The sequence below is a fragment of the Exiguobacterium undae DSM 14481 genome, from assembly GCF_000620805.1.
GTDB lineage: Bacteria > Bacillota > Bacilli > Exiguobacteriales > Exiguobacteriaceae > Exiguobacterium_A > Exiguobacterium_A undae.
Map to the genome: position 1 here is coordinate 261,047 of NZ_KK211187.1, position 19,385 is coordinate 280,431.

General features: G+C 48.2%; 18 protein-coding genes. 5 read left to right on the forward strand and 13 right to left on the reverse strand.

The window, feature by feature from the left end; all coding sequences use genetic code 11:
• Positions 1-56: 56 nt before the first annotated feature.
• From P397_RS0102030 to P397_RS0102040, 3 genes are read right to left on the reverse strand one after another with little or no spacing between them, the layout of a single operon-like run.
• On the reverse strand, positions 57-800 hold the full coding sequence (locus tag P397_RS0102030) for a sugar nucleotide-binding protein (protein ID WP_028105462.1): 744 nt from the start codon (positions 798-800) through the stop codon (positions 57-59).
• Positions 797-1,882 carry an SDR family oxidoreductase gene (locus P397_RS0102035; RefSeq protein ID WP_028105463.1) on the reverse strand — a complete coding sequence of 362 codons (1,086 nt, stop codon included), beginning with the start codon at positions 1,880-1,882 and terminating at the stop codon, positions 797-799. Before P397_RS0102035 ends, P397_RS0102030 begins: the two co-directional genes overlap by 4 nt.
• Positions 1,879-4,023, reverse strand: coding sequence for a PAS domain-containing sensor histidine kinase (locus tag P397_RS0102040; protein WP_028105464.1), 2,145 nt, complete (start codon positions 4,021-4,023; stop codon positions 1,879-1,881). Before P397_RS0102040 ends, P397_RS0102035 begins: the two co-directional genes overlap by 4 nt.
• A 193-nt stretch (positions 4,024-4,216) precedes the next feature.
• Between P397_RS0102040 and P397_RS0102050 the strand changes: the two genes are divergently transcribed.
• The gene (locus P397_RS0102050; protein ID WP_026831743.1) at positions 4,217-4,741 is read left to right on the forward strand and encodes a restriction endonuclease; all 525 of its coding nucleotides are present in this window, start codon (positions 4,217-4,219) and stop codon (positions 4,739-4,741) included.
• 171 nt (positions 4,742-4,912) lie between these two features.
• The gene (locus P397_RS0102055) at positions 4,913-5,389 is read left to right on the forward strand and encodes a hypothetical protein (protein ID WP_026827182.1); all 477 of its coding nucleotides are present in this window, start codon (positions 4,913-4,915) and stop codon (positions 5,387-5,389) included.
• Between the two features lie 45 nt (positions 5,390-5,434).
• Here the strand turns inward: P397_RS0102055 and P397_RS0102060 are convergent, their stop codons facing one another.
• A complete protein-coding gene (locus P397_RS0102060; RefSeq protein ID WP_026831744.1) occupies positions 5,435-6,055 on the reverse strand; it encodes a DUF1836 domain-containing protein in 621 nt (206 codons plus the stop codon).
• Between the two features lie 116 nt (positions 6,056-6,171).
• On the opposite strand from P397_RS0102060, the gene P397_RS0102065 reads away from it, so the two are divergent.
• Positions 6,172-6,819, forward strand: coding sequence for a diacylglycerol/polyprenol kinase family protein (locus P397_RS0102065; protein WP_028105465.1), 648 nt, complete (start codon positions 6,172-6,174; stop codon positions 6,817-6,819).
• Position 6,820: 1 nt separating this feature from the next.
• Here P397_RS0102065 and P397_RS0102070 read toward each other — a convergent pair whose 3' ends face one another.
• The 3 genes from P397_RS0102070 to P397_RS0102080 form a co-directional block, all read right to left on the reverse strand.
• Positions 6,821-7,684, reverse strand: coding sequence for a tetratricopeptide repeat protein (locus P397_RS0102070; protein WP_028105466.1), 864 nt, complete (start codon positions 7,682-7,684; stop codon positions 6,821-6,823).
• A gap of 109 nt (positions 7,685-7,793) precedes the next feature.
• Positions 7,794-8,918 carry an alanine dehydrogenase gene (ald, locus tag P397_RS0102075; protein WP_026831747.1) on the reverse strand — a complete coding sequence of 375 codons (1,125 nt, stop codon included), beginning with the start codon at positions 8,916-8,918 and terminating at the stop codon, positions 7,794-7,796.
• A gap of 120 nt (positions 8,919-9,038) precedes the next feature.
• Entirely contained in the window at positions 9,039-10,256 is a 1,218-nt protein-coding gene (locus P397_RS0102080) for a PucR family transcriptional regulator (RefSeq protein ID WP_026831748.1), read from the reverse strand.
• A gap of 158 nt (positions 10,257-10,414) precedes the next feature.
• Here P397_RS0102080 and P397_RS0102085 point away from each other — a divergent pair, with 158 nt between their 5' ends.
• Entirely contained in the window at positions 10,415-11,791 is a 1,377-nt protein-coding gene (locus tag P397_RS0102085) for an alanine/glycine:cation symporter family protein (RefSeq protein WP_028105467.1), read from the forward strand.
• A 92-nt stretch (positions 11,792-11,883) separates the two neighbouring features.
• Here P397_RS0102085 and P397_RS0102090 read toward each other — a convergent pair whose 3' ends face one another.
• The 4 genes from P397_RS0102090 to P397_RS0102105 all read right to left on the reverse strand — a co-directional run bounded on the left by P397_RS0102090 (position 11,884) and on the right by P397_RS0102105 (position 15,665).
• Positions 11,884-12,738, reverse strand: a complete 855-nt coding sequence (locus P397_RS0102090; protein ID WP_028105468.1) for a sulfite exporter TauE/SafE family protein — start codon at positions 12,736-12,738, stop codon at positions 11,884-11,886.
• Positions 12,739-12,845: 107 nt separating this feature from the next.
• A complete protein-coding gene (locus P397_RS0102095) occupies positions 12,846-14,402 on the reverse strand; it encodes a solute symporter family protein (RefSeq protein WP_028105469.1) in 1,557 nt (518 codons plus the stop codon).
• The gene (locus tag P397_RS0102100) at positions 14,399-14,725 is read right to left on the reverse strand and encodes a DUF485 domain-containing protein (protein ID WP_028105470.1); all 327 of its coding nucleotides are present in this window, start codon (positions 14,723-14,725) and stop codon (positions 14,399-14,401) included. The genes P397_RS0102095 and P397_RS0102100 overlap by 4 nt, the downstream gene beginning before the upstream one ends.
• Positions 14,726-15,020: 295 nt before the next feature.
• A complete protein-coding gene (locus P397_RS0102105) occupies positions 15,021-15,665 on the reverse strand; it encodes a TVP38/TMEM64 family protein (protein ID WP_026831753.1) in 645 nt (214 codons plus the stop codon).
• A gap of 239 nt (positions 15,666-15,904) precedes the next feature.
• On the opposite strand from P397_RS0102105, the gene trhO reads away from it, so the two are divergent.
• Positions 15,905-16,822, forward strand: coding sequence for an oxygen-dependent tRNA uridine(34) hydroxylase TrhO (gene trhO, locus P397_RS0102110; RefSeq protein ID WP_035387556.1), 918 nt, complete (start codon positions 15,905-15,907; stop codon positions 16,820-16,822).
• A gap of 61 nt (positions 16,823-16,883) precedes the next feature.
• Here the strand turns inward: trhO and P397_RS0102115 are convergent, their stop codons facing one another.
• Together P397_RS0102115 and P397_RS0102120 are read right to left on the reverse strand one after the other, a co-directional pair.
• Positions 16,884-17,663, reverse strand: coding sequence for an alpha/beta hydrolase (locus P397_RS0102115; RefSeq protein WP_028105471.1), 780 nt, complete (start codon positions 17,661-17,663; stop codon positions 16,884-16,886).
• A gap of 15 nt (positions 17,664-17,678) precedes the next feature.
• Positions 17,679-19,355, reverse strand: coding sequence for a GGDEF domain-containing protein (locus P397_RS0102120; protein WP_028105472.1), 1,677 nt, complete (start codon positions 19,353-19,355; stop codon positions 17,679-17,681).
• Positions 19,356-19,385: the final 30 nt, after the last annotated feature.

Sequence of the window (19,385 nt, forward strand, 5' to 3'; positions counted from 1 at the left end):
TAACAGTCAAAAAAAGTGTCCTCCCTCCCGTATTGATCGGGACGAAGGACACTTTTTTAATGGACGAAGGACAGGCGTTCTGAAATCGGCCGGATGGTGACGCGTGCGTCCGTCATCCGGTCATCGCGTGTCATGCGGTTGTCCTCTAGAATCTGCCACTTTGCACCGTGCAGAGTGTTCAAGGCTGTCACGATCTCAAAAAACGAATGATTGGAATTCCCGTTCGCCAGATAAAGACCGGGCGTATATGTCGTAACAATCGTGTACAGCGTCTGTGCCGTATCTTCTAAAAAGGCGCAGGAAGGATACCACTGTGTGCTGGCAGGGATCGGACCGGTGACCGCATGGCGTTCCAGATAATCAATCATATTATTGGATCCGGCTGCTTGTCCGATCTGCCAACCGATCCGGACGATGTACGCATCGGGGTTGACCGCTTGAATCAGACGTTCGCACGTTCGCTTGTATGCGCCGTATTCATCCGTTGCTGCCGGTGCGACCGTAGGATCATGCGGTCCGATTTGATCGTCGGCATAGACGGAAGCAGTACTTGTAAACAGAAACGGAATGTTTCGTTCAAACGACAGCCGCGCAAGCGTTTCAGCAAAATGAGCCGACCCCATCCCGATATGGAGCAACAGATCGGGTTGGACCCGATCGATGAAAGCTTCCATGATAGCAGGGTCAGTCGTTGAGACGACGGACCGGTCCCAGGCGGTGATGTCGTAATGGTGGGAACGGAAGACGTCTGCAAGGACAGGAGCGACCGTTCCGTTCATCCCGGTGATTAAAACGTTCATAAGGTTTCTCCAATCTGTGAATGTTTTGTTTTGTAATAGGTGACGAGGCGGGGAATCAGTTCTGCCAAATCAGGGCAGATGATGCCTGTCCCGTCGAGGTCACGTAATGTGTTGCTCGTATCATAACGGACCGGGTGAACGAAGTAATCGAGCGTCTGACGCTGCATCTGTAATCGTTTGGCGACGCGTGGCGTCAGCAACGATGTGACGAGACGAAACGGGACGACCCCGCGGGGATAGGAACCGTAATAGACGACATGCAGCATTTCATAAATCGCCCGGGCGCCGTGCGGGAAGGGATCCGTCAAATGATAGGTCGTCCGGATTCCGGCTGGCGCATGACTCAAGTAAGTGGTCGCCGCAACGACATAGTCATACGGAACCAGATTGACGAGCGCGTTCGCCCGACCGGCGTACGGCAAGGGGGCAAACGTGTCCAACAGGCGAAGGGCGTTCAAGATAAAGTACACACCGTCCCATTTCGGTGTTTCGCCGGTTTGTGAATGTCCGACGACGATGCCGGGACGGATGATGGTATACGGAAGCGTACCGATTTCGTCGCGGAACCGGACTTCCGCTAAATATTTCGTTTCCTCATAAGCATTTTTAAAATCAGCGTGATGAAGCAGTTCCTGTTCGGATACCGTCCCTGTTCGTAAGCCGGAGACATAAGCCGTGCTGAAGTAAACATATCGTTCCAGATGGACGCATGTATGCGCCAGTCGTGTCACGTTGGATGTTCCGATGACGTTGATCCGAAACGCCAGGTCATACGAGGTCGCTAAATCATAACGGGCGGCGAGATGAAAGAGATGGGTGACGCGGGACGCAAGCTCTTGCCGCATTGCTTCCGGTAAGCCGAGTCCTTCTTTTGTAATATCTCCTTCTATTAAAATTAACTGTTCTTCTTGTAAGGCAGTCGTCTTCAAAAAATGATTTTTCTGAGCCTCGGCGCCGGCCTGCTCCTGCTTAAGATAAAGCAGATAAAAGCAGTCAATCTGTTCCGGTACAAGCGCGAGTCGTTCAACGAGCTTCGTTGCCAAAAAACCCGGGAAACCGGTCATCAAGTAAGTTCGTTTCATAGTTTCTCAAATTCCTTTCGTGGATCGAGATCCAGTACGATCGTGAACGTCGATCCCTGATTCAGTTCCGATTCGACAGAAATGGCACCACCGTGCGATTCAATGATCTCCTTGCAGATGGCAAGTCCCAGTCCCGTGCCGCCTATCTTGCGGATGGCTGAGTTATCGACCCGGTAAAATTTCGTGAAGAGCTTATCAAACGCATTTTGTGGAATGCCGAGTCCATAATCGATGACGGTCAAACTGGCTTGATCCGCCGTTTTCTTCAAGTGAACATCGATGTGGTCACAGGAAGGAGAATACTTGATGGCATTCGATAACAGATTGATGATGACTTGTTTGATCTTGTTTTCATCGGCAAAGATCATGACCGGGTCATCCTCCAGCTGGACCTGAATCGTGTGGGTTTCGGCATGTTCGCCAAACGTCTCGATCGTTTCGAGCAGGAGTTGACGTAAGGAGAACGCCTTGAAGACGTAATCTTGTTTACCGCCTTCCATCCGTTGAATATCTAAAAAGTCGTCTAACAGTGTTGTCAGCCGCTTGGCTTCCTCATGGACGATTTGAATGTAGCGTGTCGTTTTCTCCTGTGTCGGCTGCCGGTAGCGCAACAGTTCCATGAAGCCGAGAATCGAGGCGAGTGGTGTGCGTAATTCGTGCGATACGGTGCTGACGAGTTCATCTTTGACTTGATCCATTTTTTGTTCCTCTGTCCGGTCACGGAAGACAAACAAAAAACCATGCCGGGAAAAGCGGCTGCGTTCTTTTTTGATCGACGTCGCATAAAATTCAAAGTAATGATTACTGGATTCATCCGGCTGCTGTAACATGAACCGGAAAGAAATTTCGGAATGTTTTCCGGCCAGTAACTCTTCAACTTGCTGCAACATGGCATAGCGGGTTGCTAAATCCAAATTTGGGATCATGCTGATCCGTTCCTGAATCTTACTTGGGGCGATGCCCGGGACATCCAGTAATTTTCGCGCTTTGACGTTCATGTAGATAAAGCTGCCGTCTTCCTCCGTCAGTAAAAAGCCTTCATTGGAAGCTTGAAGAATGGACTGGGTGATGTCCCGCTGACGCATGATGGCATTTTTTTCACGCTCCAACATTTTTTCGATTTTTTTCCGTTCACTGATATCCCGAACGACAGCGACACGCATCCGTGTTTTATCGTAGGTGATTTCACGTGGGAAAACCTCAATTTCGACAGATGTTCCATCCGCCCGCTGTCCGATGACTTCATACGGTTCCTCATAGTGGGCGGCGATGCGTCGCATGACAGACTCTTGAAATTCAGGGTGAATGAAATCGAGAATCTGATGTCCTTTCATCAGTTCGAGTTTCGTCCGAAAGATGATTTCAGCAGCACGATTGGCATCGAGAATCACACCTTGATCATGGAAGATGACCGCTTCGAGAACGGACTCGGCAATCAGCCGGAAACGGCGTTCACTTTTGGCAAGATGCGTTTCGACTTGTTTTTGTGAACTGATGTCCGTGATGAACAGGAAAAATCCGCCGCTTTCGAGTCGTGTCATATAGAGGCGTCCTTGAAAACGAGAGCCGTCTTTTCGATGGTAGGTCCATTCGTTTTCCGTATCCCGACCGTGAAGTAAAAGAATATCTTCATCCGCCAGATTTTTTAGATTCAACTGCTCCAGGTGCTGTTTTCGAAGCTGAAATTCGTCTGCATCATGCAATGCGATGGGTGTGACGTGATCGAGTGGATACGTCAAATCAAATCCGAACAGTGTACTCGCCGTTTCATTCATCGAGGTGATGAAGAAATCCGAGTCGGTCACAAGCAAGGCGGCATCAATCGTTGAGTTCAACAGCTGTCTTAAGTCGAGTGATTTGATGGTCACGAGATAAAAATCAGTCTGCTCCACGGGTGAAAATGTTAACGCATAGGGAGGAGAGACGATCCGGACCTGACGAGAGAGCGGGAAAAGTGTTTCTTCTATTGAAAAAAACGAAGTAAGCGAAACATCAGCTGACGCTGTCAGGAACTGTTTATGAAATGCAGGATTCGCAAAGTCGATCATACCTAGTCGATCAACCAACACGACAGGTTCTTCGAGAGCGCGTAACGTTGCATGGATGACTCTGCTTGAAGAAGGAGATGAATGTTCTGCCATGAGCTGCCTCCTTAAAAGAAATAAAACGACCCAATTGCCGTTAGCGATGCGTAGTGCTGTTCACTACGTACTCTTTCTCTTTATTCTCCACTTGGACATGACGTTCCTCTTTGAGAAACAAGGGAGCAGTAAATTTTAGTATGATGAAAAAGAAACGAAAATCGAACGATACGAAAAAGGAGTAAAAATGACGATGCAGAAACGGACGAAACGAAGGCTGATTGCCTTGCTATTCGCATTTATCGGAATAATCGGATCTTATTTTATTTCGAGTTCATGGGAACCTTTAATCTTGATTATCAGTATAGTAGGGTGTATACTCTTTTTAATCCTTTCTTTCCTGACACCATCGCTTGAAAATCGACTGGATCGGATGGAAGGCAGAGAGTTTGAAGAATGGTTGGTCGAGCTTTTTGAAACAGCCGGGTATCGTGTCGAGTTGACACCGGCCTCACGTGATTTCGGAGCAGATTTGTTGATTGAAGATGCACAAGGGTATAGGATTGCGATTCAAGCGAAACGATACAGTTCAGCAGTTGGTTTGGAAGCCGTGCAGCAAGTGGCTGCGGCTGTCCCGTTTTACGACATGGATGAAGGATGGGTCGTTACGAATTCGACCTATACGGAAGCCGCTTATCAGTTGGCGGAACCGAACCGGATTCGATTGATTGACCGAAAAGAATTACTGGAGTTTGCCCATGAGATTGGCTTTCGCTAAGGTTGTCGAATGATTGTCGACAAAAGGGGGTTGTCAATTTGTTCAAACGGTGCAATAATCATTTTCGTTAACGAAATATCAGTCAGATAAAGAAAATCAAATTATTAGGAATGTCTAAATATACTGGGGACGAAATACCAGCACTTTTTAGCAGTGAGAGGAGAATTTCTGTTGCGCAAAGTTGTCTATGTGCAGGGTTGCGTTTTTTCGCAAGGTCATGCCGCGATTTATGATGAATCGCACCAAATGATTGGTGCAGTTCAACACGACGAAACGGGTCGTGTCCAAGTAATGAATGGTGAAGGTAGAGGGGTAGCGTTTGGTAAGTTCATCCCGACATGTAAAAAATGGGTCGTGATGAACCACGATGGTCAAGAAGTAGGTCAAATGCGTGAGAAATTTTCACTCTTCTCGAAGAAATGTGAGTATAACGTGTATGAACGTGGCACGTATACGATTTCCTTCGACCTGACAAAAGGAAAATTCTCAGTTCGGAGTTCAGCAGGCGAAGTCGTCGCAGAATTATTGCAGGACGGTGATGAGTACCGTCTTGTCAAAGATGCGGATAAACTGTCGATGTATGAACTGCTCTCTGTCTTAAAAAGTCTGACGAATAACGTCAACTACAAATCGCTTACAGCGGTCTAACCAAAAAGATGTCCCCCGATTCATCGGGCGGACATCTTTTTTTTGTTAAGTGTGTAAGACATGTTGCAGACGTTGCTTCGCTTCGTGCGTCAGATGCGATATACGGCGTGCATAGAGACAAAGCTGAAGGACATGGACCGTTTCAGGGCGGTAGGCGTTGATGCGTTCTAATGAGCGTCTCAGACGTTTTTCCGTCAATTCAATCGGACCACTGGTTTCGGCATGTTGTGTATAAACAAGATAAAAATCGAGGGGACTGATCAAGTCATCCTCATCGATATTCGGGTTTTTAAAGACAATCGTCAATAACTCCCGTGTTTCTTCTAATGAAAAGAGGTGCTTCAAATCATCGAGCAAGTAGATGATGGCAGCTTGGTTGATTGAATATTTTTTACCACGGTGCGGGACACCAATGATGTCTCGGACTTCTCGTTTCGTCCAGTTTTGAATCGTCGTTGCCGACATATGTTCCCCGATCAATGCATTGGCAAGATGGACGATTTCATTAATGGACAACCCATTTTTTGTTGGGTCGAACTGTTTGAGACGTGTCATTACTTTTGGAAGCTCAGCTTCCTCTTCAGAAACGAGTGTACCGATTCCTTTGCCTTCTTTTAAACGAAGCAGGCAGCCAGATAACGTTTGAACTGCTTGAGCATCATACATTCAGAATACTTCCTCTCTAGAACGTCATTTGACCTTATGTTAACAAATGGAGGTTCGAAAGAGCAAACGCCAATCGAACGAAGTACAATGGAACTATCAGAAAAAGGGGGATTCGTATGGAGTGGATTGCTGCAATTGGAACAATCGTCATCGTCGGAATCGTCTTAGCCGGATTGGAGTGGACAGGACGGAAAATACAGGCACAACCCGAAACGGTTCGGAAATGGATTCATATCGCGGTCGGACATTGGGTCTTTCTGGCGCTTGCCTGGATCGATCAGTGGTACATTGCAATCGTCCCGTTGCTGTTCTTTACGGTTGTGAATCTCATCACCTTAAAACGAGGCGACGGACAGATGAACCAAGTCGAGCGAGTATCATACGGGACGGTGTATTACCCAGTCGCCTTGGCCTTATTAGTCATGTTATTTTTCGAACAGGAACCGATGGCTCTCGTCGCGGGAAGCATGGTTCTGGCCTGGGGAGACGGATTGGCCGCTCTCGTCGGGAAACGTTTTGGAAAAACATTTTATACCCGCGGAAACATAAAGCGATCGTTTGAGGGAAGCATCGCGATGTTCCTCGCCTCGTTTCTTGTCCTGACGGTAACATTTTTGTTTTATGAATTACCGTCTTGGCTCGCCGTCAGCTACGGATTTTTACTGGCCAATATCGCCACGTTGATTGAAGCCGTTTCGTACCGGGACACCGACAACCTGTTGATTCCATTGACGATTGGTGCCCTCGTCGCCTTTGCGCTTTAAGTCATCCGCGGTGCTGCAGGCGATTGATCCAGTACCGCGACCGGATGGACAGATACAACGGAACGGATCGCAGTCCGGCATGACGAAACGTCAAGTCGCGGCACATATCGGTGAACATCTTGCGGTACATCCGTTCGTCGGATTGATCATGGATGGCTGCCCACATACTGTGTTCGACCATCAAAGACAGAAGCGAATCGAGCCGCGCAGTGGTTGCTTCGTCCGGTTCACCGTCAAGTGTCTTACAAAAGGCGTCATACCGCATTTCAGCGTTATTAGCGGCAATGGCATGAAACACCATATCGTGCCGATGTTCAGGAATTTCGAGCAGTGTTGCGTAGAGTGATTCCAAGACATAGTCGTCATGATCCGGCATCGACTGCATCATATCGATCATCATCAGTGTCCCTTCTCTGTCAGGACCGATTTTTTTCAAATACTGGAGAGCGTGATGTGCAGCCTCCCCATGAAATGTCCGGTCATAATAATGAACAGCAAGGTAACGATGGACGATCGGTTCGCCCGGGAAAAGCTTGAGGGCAGTCAAGAAATGTTGTTCTGCCTCATGTTGAAAGTGCTCCATTTCGCTCATCAAACCGAGAAGCAGATGAGCCCGGACATGATCTCCCGTCTTGTCTCGCGCCAGCTCGATTTGTTGACGTGCCGCTGAAAATTCTTTCGCATGAAACAAAGTATAGGCCTGTGCGATGCCGAGAAGGGGATGGGTCGGTGCTAACTTCTGAAGGTATTGGATTTTTTCATGCAGTCCATCCACCTCGATTTCAGAAGTCAGGTGATTTAAGAGATCAAGTTCCGCAAAGGGAATCGTGATGTCGTTTGAATGTGCGTGTAACGTATGTGTCATATCTAGTCCACCTTATGTCATGTTATCTTTTCATCATATAGGATATCTGACACAAGAAACAGTCCGTTGCGCGAAGCAACGGACTGTTTCTTATTTGCATGTGACGCGATTAAGCGTGCAAGTGCAGAACATCCTCAACGGATTTATACGTGTAACCTAAGTCGCGTGCAACGGCTTCGTACGTGACGAACCCTTGTGCGACATTCAGACCTTTTTCAAGAGCCGGATTCTCAGCGAGTGCGCGGTGTGTGCCTTTGTTTGCGAGTTCCAGAACATAAGGAAGTGTCGCATTCGTCAAAGCGAGTGTCGAGGTGCGGGGAACAGCACCCGGCATGTTGGCAACAGCATAATGGACGACACCGAATTTCTCATATGTCGGATCATCATGTGTCGAAATCCGATCGACGGTTTCAAAGATTCCACCTTGATCGATGGCAACGTCCACGATGACAGAGCCCGGTTTCATCCGCTCGACCATCTCAGCCGTGACGAGTTTTGGCGCTTTTGCTCCCGGAATCAAGACGGCACCGACGACGAGGTCACTTTCAGCGACTGCTTCCGCAATCGTGTACGGATTTGAGATCAGTGTATTGATTGAATTCCCGAAAATGTCATCGAGTTGACGGAGACGTTCCGGACTGACATCGATGATGGTGACATCTGCACCAAGACCAACTGCAAGCTTCGCTGCGTTTGTGCCAACGACTCCACCGCCGATGACCGTGACTTTACCGCGACGGACGCCAGGAACACCTGCTAACAGGATGCCCATGCCGCCGTGTGGTTTTTCGAGGAACTGAGCTCCGATTTGTGACGCCATCCGACCAGCCACTTCGCTCATCGGTGTTAAGAGTGGTAACGTCCGGTTTTTCTCAACCGTTTCGTAAGCAATGGCTGTGATGTTTGAATCAACGAGTGCACGTGTCAATTCAGGTTCTGCCGCGAGGTGCAAGTACGTGAACAGTGTCAGTTCCGGACGGAAATATTGGTATTCCGAAGCAACCGGTTCTTTTACTTTGAGTGCAAGCTCAGCAGTGGCCCACACTTCTGCAGCTGTTTCGATGATTTGTGCACCGGCCTGCGTATATTCTTCGTTCGTAAAGCCACTCCCCATACCGGCTGTTGTTTCGACGATGACCGTATGTCCTTGACCCGTTAAGGCTGCTACCCCAGCAGGCGTTAACGCAACACGGTTTTCGTTATTTTTAATTTCCTTTAATACTCCGATGATCATAAATGCGATCCCCTTTCGCGAATAAACAAACAGTGTTTCACTTCCCCTTCAGTATACGAGAAATGAAAGCGTTCTACTTTATCGGCGATTTCAAAAATACAGACAATCCTTTGTGAAAAATCACAAAGGATAACGGTCTGCTTTTAAATACAAGTAAAGGAGCGCACGTTCCGGGAGCGACTCCATCCGAATGCCGGCTTCTTCTTCGATCCGGCGCATCCGGTACAGGATTGTATTCGGGTGGACGTGCAGATGGGAAGCCACCTGCTTGACGTTCCCGTCATAGTGAAGGAACCATTCCAACGTTTCACATAAGGAGGCAGCATGTTTGCCGTCGTACGCACGCAACCGCTCAATCTCTTCAAGCCGGACGGTCCGTCGGCGCAAGCGTTCGGAAAAGATCGGCAACAGTTGGAATAATCCGAGTCGTTCATAGCGGGTCACCGCGTCTAACTCAAAGGGAAAGGCATCCTTTAACCGTAAGACGATTCCCGTTTCTTCATAACGGTCCGGAATAGATTGGACACCGGTAAACACTTCGCTGCTGGCAGAAATGAAGTTCGTATAATTGAACCGTTCCGCGAGCATTTGTCGAAACGATTGGATGAAGGCATCAAATTGAAGCCGTTCGTGTTGGGCATCCTGATCGTTTGTGCTGATCCACAAAATAAAATCCGTTTCATCATACGCATACAAGAGCGGACGGACAGTTTGCTGAATCGTCAGCAAGTAACGCAATCGATCTGCGAGACGGGGGGTGATGGCCTCCGAGAAGCGGATCACCATCAATCGACTGATGCCGGGTGGAGCCAAGTGCAGTTTCGAAAAGGTCTTCAGGATTTCCGATTCGGGCATGTCTTCATGAAGCAATTCAAAAAAGAACTGTTCCGATTTTTCTTCCTGCCGTTTCTTTTGCATGTCAATCGCGAGCAGCTGACGTTGGGCAAGCAGGGCACCTTTTTTTAAATCTGCCAATTCTGTTGTTGAAAAAGGCGTGGTCCGAGCGATCGACCAAATGTAGCCGAGAATTTCCGTATCTTGTTTAATGGCGATTGCTACCCGGTCATTCAGACCGACACCGGTCCGAGCCGAAATGATGAGAGGTTCGTCTTGGGCAGCCAGATTTTGAATGACTTCATCTTTCCAAAGTTGATCGATGACGGATTCCGGAACTCGTCGACCGATGATGGTTGCAATCCGGGCTGGGTCCGTATCGGCAGTATGGGTACTATAAGCCAGTAATCGATGATTTCGATCCTCAATCGTGATTGGTGCGTTTAAGGCGATTCCGATGGCTTCCGCCAAATCATCGAGTGAATGGTAGGTCGCTTCTAACATAAAGACATTCCTTCTTTCTCTCTGAACGTGCTGATGTATTCAGTATATCTTGGTTTGTGTAAAATCACAAAAAGTTTCGTAATGGATTGTAAGATTAAACAAACTTGTGCTAAGGTGGGCGACAGAGTATAGGTTAAAGAGAGAGAGGATCAACGAATATGGATGTGTTACAACTAATTTCTTCATGGATCTGGGGGATTCCCAGCATGGTCTTGTTGGTCGGGACAGGACTGTACTTTACGATTCGTTTACGCGGCTTACAATTTCGGCGATTAAAACAAGCGTTTCGTCTGGCGTTGACGAAATCTGAGCATGGTAAAGGGGAAATCAGCAGTTTTCAAATGCTGATGACATCACTTGCTGCGACAATCGGAAACGGGAACATTGCGGGTATTGCCGTCGCTCTGACGATGGGTGGACCGGGTGCTGTCTTTTGGATGTGGGTCATCGGATTGATTGGAATGGCGACCAAATACGCCGAAAGTTTACTTGCGATTCTTTACCGCGAACGAAATGATCGTGGGGAAGTGGTCAGTGGACCGATGTATTACATTGAAAAAGGGCTTGGAAAAGGATTTAAACCGCTAGCGGTTGCCTTTGCGATTTTCGGTTTAATCGCGTCGTTTGGTGTCGGGAATACGGTTCAAGCTAACGCGATGTCGACAGTATTGAATCAGACGTTCCACGTTCCGTTGCTTGCATTCGGGATTCTCTTGGCGATTGCGGTCTACTTTTCAATCCGAGGCGGATTGGAACGGATCAGCTCGATCTCGACGATTTTTGTACCCTTGATGAGTCTGCTCTACATCTGTGCTGCACTCTTGATTTTAGTCATTCAGGCGGATCAAGTGTTACCGGCACTTGGATTGATTGTGCAATATGCGTTTGAACCGCTTGCGCCGGCGGGGGCGTTCACGGGTATTTCCATCATGGTCGCGATGCAAGTTGGGGTCGCACGCGGAATCTTCACGAACGAAGCAGGGCTTGGAACGGCTGCCTTGATTGCAGGTTCGGCCAAAAGTGAACGTCCGGCGGAACAAGGGTTGATTTCGATGACCAGTACGTTCATCGTGACCATCATCGTCTGTACGATGACAGCGCTCGTGTTGATGACGACCGGTTTTTGGGATCCGACGGGTGGGGAATTATCGGGTGTTGCCCACGATGCATCTCTGTCTGGCGCAGCATTGACTTCAGCCGCCTTTACAAGTGTCCTTGGATCAAGCGGAGCCTGGATTGTTGCTTTTTCGGTGTTCTTCTTCGGCTATTCGACGATTATCGGATGGTACGTCTACGGAGAAAAATGTTTGGAGTATTTGAGTGGTGCGACACGTTTGAATGAAGCGTACCGGATCGTTTTTGCGGTTGCTGCATGTTACGGTGCGGTGGCGAATCTGGAGCCGCTTTGGCTGGTTGCGGATATCGCGAATGGGCTGATGATGATACCGAACTTAATCGGTATGTTGTTGCTGTCAAAAATCGTCATCGATCATACGAAACAATATGAGGCGGGAACGATTCGACGGGTAGCATGATGAAACGAGAAACGAGGACGGCAGATTTAAAATCTGTCGTCCTCGTTTTTTTGCAGATGAAGTTTTGCGCAAGTCGCGTATAAGAAAATGAGTTACCGTTTCGCAGAACGTCTTCGACCATAGACGACCAGGGTCAATAAAAAGATGAGACTGAGAGCAATCAGCACAATCAAGGAAGCAACATTGAAATGAAGCACTTCTAGAAGCACACTCAATGCAACCGTCAAATAGAAGATGCCCAAATATTTTTTGACGAAGGCACTCTCAAAATGGGCCAACTGTTTGGCACCGATCGGCGCACCGAGCAAGGCGCCGATGATCAGCATGATACCGACGAGGAGGTCAACATCGGTACTCGCGACCGTGTAGTTGACGAGACCGGATAACACAATCAATAACGCAGAGGCGATACTGGTTCCGACGGCACGCTTGAGTTCATAACCGGCAATCCCGACCAGTAACGGCGTGATGATGAATCCACCGCTGACCCCGAGTAAAGACGAGATGAAACCGGCGAACAAGCCGATGAAAGCAAGGGCAAGATAGCGGTTTTTCCAACCTGTCTGAGGACCGGTCGTTGATTTGGGGCGCAAGAATTTATTGGCGAAGTACAATAACAGACCGATGTAGACGATCGAGATGACCAGATGCGCCCCGTTCACTTCCTCCAATCGAAGAACGATGGGAGTAGCAATGGTAGAACCGATGATGCCGACTAAACCGACAACCAGACTGTCACGCCAAACGACGTTTTTTAAACGGAGATGGGACAGCGTACCGGAGACCGTCGAGCCCAATGTCAGCATCAAACTCGTCGCGATGGCGACACTTGGTGCAAAACCGAGAATCAACAATAACGGAGTCAGAATGATTCCGCCGCCGATTCCGAAAAAACCAGAGATGATGCCAATGAAAAATCCGAGAGGTAAAAAATAATAAAAGTCCATCTATGCCATTCCTTTCACGATCTATAATACGGTAAGTATGGCAATCTACCTGCAAAATGTAAAAGGGAACGGCTCCTTCAAGGGGGTTGAAGGAGCCGTCGAGGGGATTATTCTTTGGATGCAGCGACTTCTGTCGCTGTATCGATGCCGGTATTGGCTTTGACGAGAATCCGTTCGAAGTTACCGGCAACCTCGTCGGATTTTGTAACAAGCGTCCCGATGATCGCACCTAGAAAACCAAGTGGAATCGAGACGATTCCTGGATTCGCCAGCGGGAATAGAGCTTCCCCGACGAACAAGGCTGAACCGTCGACTGCCCAGATATTCGGACTGAGCACAACGAGAATCAGAGAAGAAAAAAGTCCAACCATCATTCCGGTGACGGCTCCGCCAGTACTGAAACGGCGCCAGAAAATCGTAAGCAGAATGACGGGTAAATTGGCACTTGCCGCAACAGCAAAGGCAAGCGACACCAAGAAGGCGACGTTCATGGATTGGGCAAACAGGGCCAAGACCATTGAAACGAGCGCGACGGCAATCGATGCCAGCCGAGCAGCCGTCATTTGTTCTTTTTCCGTCGCTTGTCCTTTACGTAAGATGTGACTGTAGAAGTCATGGGCAAAGGCGGAAGCGGCAGACAGGACCAGTCCGGCAACTACGGCGAGGATCGTCGCAAAGGCGACGGCAGCTACGAAGGCAAAGAGTAAGTCGCCGCCGAGTGCTTGAGCAAGCAGAGGGGCTGCCATGTTTCCGGCAGCGTTTGCGGCAATGATATCTTCCGAACCGACAAACGCGGCAGCTCCAAAACCAAGGAAAATCGTTAAGATATAAAACGCACCGATGATCCATGTTGCATACACAACGGATTTACGGGCAGTTGGTGCATCCTTGACGGTGAAAAAACGAATTAAGATATGCGGCAGTCCGGCTGTTCCGAGGACAAGCGCCAAGTTCAAGGAAATCGTATCAAGCGGCAGCTTAAACTTATTCCCTGGATTCAAGAACGAATCGCCGAGTGGTGTCGCTTGTTTGACTTCGGAAAACATCTTCATGATTGAAAAATCAAACTTCGCAAATACCATAAAGGAGATGACGGCTGTTCCGGCCATCAAGAGCACGGCCTTGATGATCTGTACCCACGACGTTGCGGTCATACCGCCAAAGACGACGTAGACCGTCATCAGGATACCGACGATGATGACACTCGTTGTGTACGGGATACCTAGCAACAGTTCAATCAAGGCACCGGCTCCGACGAGCTGGGCGATCATATAGAAAATCGAGATGACGATCGAGTTCATCGCGGCGACACCCCGGACTTTGGAAGCGTTGAAACGGGCTGCGATCATATCCGCCATTGTATATTTCCCTAAATTTCGCAACGGTTCAGCGACGAGATAGAGTACTACGAGATAAGCGACGAGGAAACCAATCGAATAAAAAAATCCATCAAAACCGGCTAGGGCAATCATACCGGCAATTCCTAAAAAGGAAGCAGCCGACATGTAATCTCCGGCGATGGCCATTCCGTTTTGGGCTCCGGTCAGCCCGCCGTCCGCTGTATAAAAGTCATTGGCTGTTTTGGTCTTACGGGCAGCAAAATATGTAATGACGAGTGTCAAACCGACAATCGCTGCAAACAGAGCGACAGCTGTATAATTCATCGGGACTCCTCCTTGATCTGTTCGACCAATCGGTCAAACGAACGGGCTTTTTTGTTATAGAGGGTACAGAACGTCCACGTCATGATGAATTGAAGGAAAGCAAATAGCCAAGCACCTGTGATATCTCCGATCAGCGGTTGATTTAAAAATGTAAAATAGCTCGTCATGACAGGGAGGGTAAAATAAAAGACAAGACAAAACAGAATCGCAGGGATGATAAAGCTGTTCTTTTCGTGCATCAGTTGTCGAAATGAAGCACTTTCGACAATCGTCTGTGCGGAGCGTGTCGTCTCCGTCTTCGTCGATTCCGATACTTGGTGCATAGGGACGCCTCCTTTAAAAATGAATTTAAATTCATTATAGAGACAGTCTTGTTGGAAAATCTATCCTAATTTAATGAAGGGAAATCATGAAATTATACTAATATTGGTCTTACCAATTTAATGTAAGCGTTTCCAATGTTGAACAAAATGTGAACGATATTTAAGTATAGTAATGGTTGGAGAAAATGATTCAAAAGTCCTGTGTCTAAATGGACGCAAAACCTGACCGTTCAATCACTTAAAAGCGACAGATCTCTTTAAGGATAAAAGAGGTCTGTCGCTTTGTGCGGATAAGTTATTTATTATTGTGTTCGATGTCTTGCTCAATCTCGCGGAGCACTTTCGAACGACGGGCAAGGGCACGCCGTTTAATGATTTCTTCCACTCCGCGGCTGACTCCCCAGATGGCGAGTAAAATCAGGAACAGGAAAACAAGTCGAATCGGTCGTTCTAAAAAAGTCGACCATTCTTTACCGATTAAGGAAAAGATGATGACGACAATCAATCGACCGGCTCCGGCCGCAATCAAGTACGTCCGAAGCGACAGCTGAATCATCGCCGAAATGGATGTAATGATGAATGCCGGCATGAACGGGAGTGAGAAGAAAAACCCGAGTGAAATCGGACTCATATGCCGGACACGTTCAATCCATTGTTGTGCGCCTTTATGTTGTTCAAGCCACCGTGTGACGGGGCGGCGAAATAAATAACGAATACAAGCGAAAACGACAAGTGAACCAAGCATACTTCCGACCCACGAGACTAACACACCCATCCAAAAACCATATGTTGCTGCGTTAGCAGAAATGATCAAGACTAACGGAAGGAATGGAAACAAGGATTCAAGAAACGGGGCGATTAATCCAGTCGAAGCTCCGCCTGGAAGATCCTGAAGAAACGTAATCATCTGTTCAATCCACTGACGGACGGTTTGGAGCATTCGAAATCCTCCTTACAAAATAAACTGCTATCTTCTATTTTAACTCTTTCGTCGTCAGAAAGGGAGAGACATTATGTAATCGTGATCCGTAACATAGCAATTGTACAATTCAAACGAAGTTGGTATCATACTTAAATGGGTGCGTTTTGCAGGCGTTCCCAGCTAGCTAATAGCTATGACGCTTCGTTCGCCAACGTTCGTTTTACTGCAAAAAACTGACATGGGGGCCAATGAGGATTATGAAACCTTATCGCGTACTATTATTTTATAAGTATGTTCCAATCGACAATGCGGAACAAGTAACAAAGGAGCATCTTGCCTATTGCAAAGAGCTCGGCATCAAAGGAAGAATCTTGATCGCACCGGAAGGAATCAACGGAACGTTGTCCGGAACGGTCGAACAGACAGAACAGTACATGCAAGACTTGCTTGCGGACCCACGGTTTAGTGATATCGAGTTCAAAATCGATGAGGTCGACGAGCATGCCTTCAAAAAAATCTTTGTCCGTTACAAGAGTGAGCTCGTGACATGGCGTTTTGAAGATGAATTCAACGTGCCGGAAGAACATGCAGCCTATCTCGAACCGGCTGAGTGGAAAAACATGATGCAAAATGAAGATGTCGTCATCTTGGATGTCCGGAACAACTATGAATACGATCTCGGGCATTTTAAAAATGCCGTCAAAGTCGACGTGGACGCATCACGGGAATTTCCACAATGGCTCGATGAAAATGAGCACCTGTTTGAAGGGAAAAAAGTCCTGACGTATTGCACGGGCGGTGTCCGCTGTGAAAAATTCACGGCCTACTTCCGGAAACGTCAAAACAGTGATGACATCTTCCACCTTAAGGGCGGCGTCGTCATGTATGGAAAAGATGAAGCGACACGTGGAGAAGACTGGGAAGGCGAATTGTATGTGTTTGATGAACGTGTACAAGTACCTGTCAATGAAGTCAACCCGACCGTCGTCTCGACATGTTACTACTGCGGGAAAGACGAGACACGTTATGTGAATTGTGCGAACCCGGAATGTAATCGTCAACACTTCTGTTGCGAGGACTGCGAACCGAAAGTGATGCGGTCTTGTTCAGATGAATGCCGTGAGCATCCGCGGAATCGTTATATCAAAGAACAGGCGGAAGCGCTCGTTAAATAAACACAACCAATCAGAACAGGCTGACGGCATCCTCACGGGGAATGCCGCCAGCCTGTTTTTTTTACGATGAAAACAAGAAGCGGAGAATATCCGGCATCCGTTTGGCCCATTCCGTTTCGTGGTGAACGGCATTTGGAATGACAGTATAGGTCGCGCTGTCGACTTTTTTCTGTACCGCTTTGGCGAGCACATCATTCGTGTGTAAATAGTCATTTTCGGTCATCGGTCCACTGACTTCTTTGGTGCCGACATCCATGTAGCAACGATGCTGTTCCGATAGACGGGGGCTGCGTTCGATGAACTCCAGTAAGGAGGAGAAGTTGGCCCAGCCGGCGGTCGACAAGGCGGCGACACGTGTGATGATTTCAGGATAGGCGAATAATCCATAAAGTGAAATCACGCCGCCCATCGAACTCCCGATCATGGTCGTGTCGGTCGGGATCGTCGCGTAATGTGTGTCGATATGCGGTTTTAATTCGTGGACGATCCAGTCCATATACTGCTTGCCGTTTCCGCCAATCGTTGTCCGGTGGGAAGGATAGGCGGTGCGCATGAGCAGAGCTTCATCCGTCCAAGGGGCATATTCGTCATATCGATCCATCCCGTCGTCCGGGCTGTCGATGGCGACAATCATCGCATGCAACTTGACCGTATGCAACGCATGATGGACTTCCCAGCCTTTTCCGAAGGACGCGGTTTCGCCGCTGAACACATTTTGCCCGTCGTGCATGTAGATGACAGGGAGTGCTTCTTCGGCTGACAGTTCCGTCGGGCGGTAAATCCGGATGGTGCGAGGTGATTTCAGCATCGGGATGGTGTGTTCGATTTCAATAATGGACAAAGTAGTCACGACCTTTCAAAGATTAGCGTAATGGGCGGTACAGTTTCGACCGTTATGTTTGCCGCCGACATAAAGGGCATGATCGGCTTGACGAAGCGACTCTTCAAAGGTCCGTTCACCCGGATGCTCGACCGTATCGACGCCGAGACTGATTGTGATCGATAAGCGGTGTCCGTCGACCAAAAAAGGGCGGTCAAGAACAGCATGACGAATGATCTCTGCGAAATCAATCGCCTGCTTCTGCGGACACTGGTGGAGTAAGAGCACAAACTCTTCTCCACCGTAACGGGCGGCAAAAACATCCTGCCGTGTTTGCTGCAAGGACCGGATACGGCGTCCGAGTTCACGAAGGACGAGATCGCCGACTTTATGACCATACGTGTCATTGACGTACTTAAAGTGATCGATGTCGAACAGAACAATCGACAACGGATAACGGTCGGAGTTGAATTGATAGGCACCCTCTTCATAAAAAGCACGGCTGTTGGACAGTTCCGTCAACGCATCGGTTCGACTTTCAGCATAGAGTTGATGCGTTTCCTGGGAGCGATGCAACGAACGACAGAAAATCCGCAGTAAACGCGACAACTCATCCGCCTTTGCCTCATCGTAGGCATCGGCTATTTGATGAAACAACACAATCGATACATCGACGTCTTCGTTCGTGATCGAAGGAATGGCGAGCATCGAATGACGGTCGACCGGCAAATCGATTTGGATGTCTTTCCCCCAATCAAACCGGAGACCGTGGATGATGGGCGTCTGAAGCTGCTCGGCCGACAACGAATGAAACAAGGGAAGGACATCGATGACCGTCTTTGTCCGGATGTTGTAGATGATTTGTTTCCGTTGCTGTTGAATCGAAATCCAGCCTTCCGAAAAGTCAATCAGTTGGGGCAAATCAATCAATAACGAGTCGATCGTCTCGCGTTCGAAACGGGAAATCAAGAGGTGCTCTTTCGCATCGTCAAATCGTTTGGCATTTTCGTTGGCTTCGATCGTCACGCCCCGTTGCTGAAGCAACCGTTTGAACAAAAGCAAGATCAGGGCCGAGACGGAAGCAGCGATGAGCGGATTTTCATCATAAAACCAGATGCCGAGAAACGCACACAGCATGCTCGTCCCGTAAACGAGCGTCTGCAAACGGACAAGGTGGATCCAATCGTATTTCAGATAGAGGACACGATTGACGAAACGGCACTGCACGTAAGAAACGAGCATGACCGCCGTCAAGTATCCTAAAAAAGGAATAATCGCTTCCGAGTACGTGAATCCAGTGCCGATCGGGCCGCCGAGCGCCAAGTAAACGAGTGATGGACAAGCGAGATAAAACAAATCAAACAAGACGTTGATCGGATACAAGTATAAAAATCGTTTGAGACGGATTTCTTTTTTATGAGAGAAAACTTGAAAGATGATGATGCCGATTTGGCTGAGCAGGATCGACGGCAACAAACCATAGTTGAGGAAGATGAACAAGATGATACCCTCTTGAAAGGTATAATAAATTCCGCCACGACGGACGTTATCGAATTGGAATAAAATGATGAGTGCCAGAAGATAGACGGCATTACCAAAAGAAAGTGGAAAGTCCATCAGCGTCGGACGTGCGAGTAAAGCAAAGGTGAGCAGACCGGCAACGAGACACAACACAAGCCAACTCGTCCGTGCCACTTTTTGATAGTAGACCACAATGCGTCCCCTCCTTTAACAGTCCTTCCC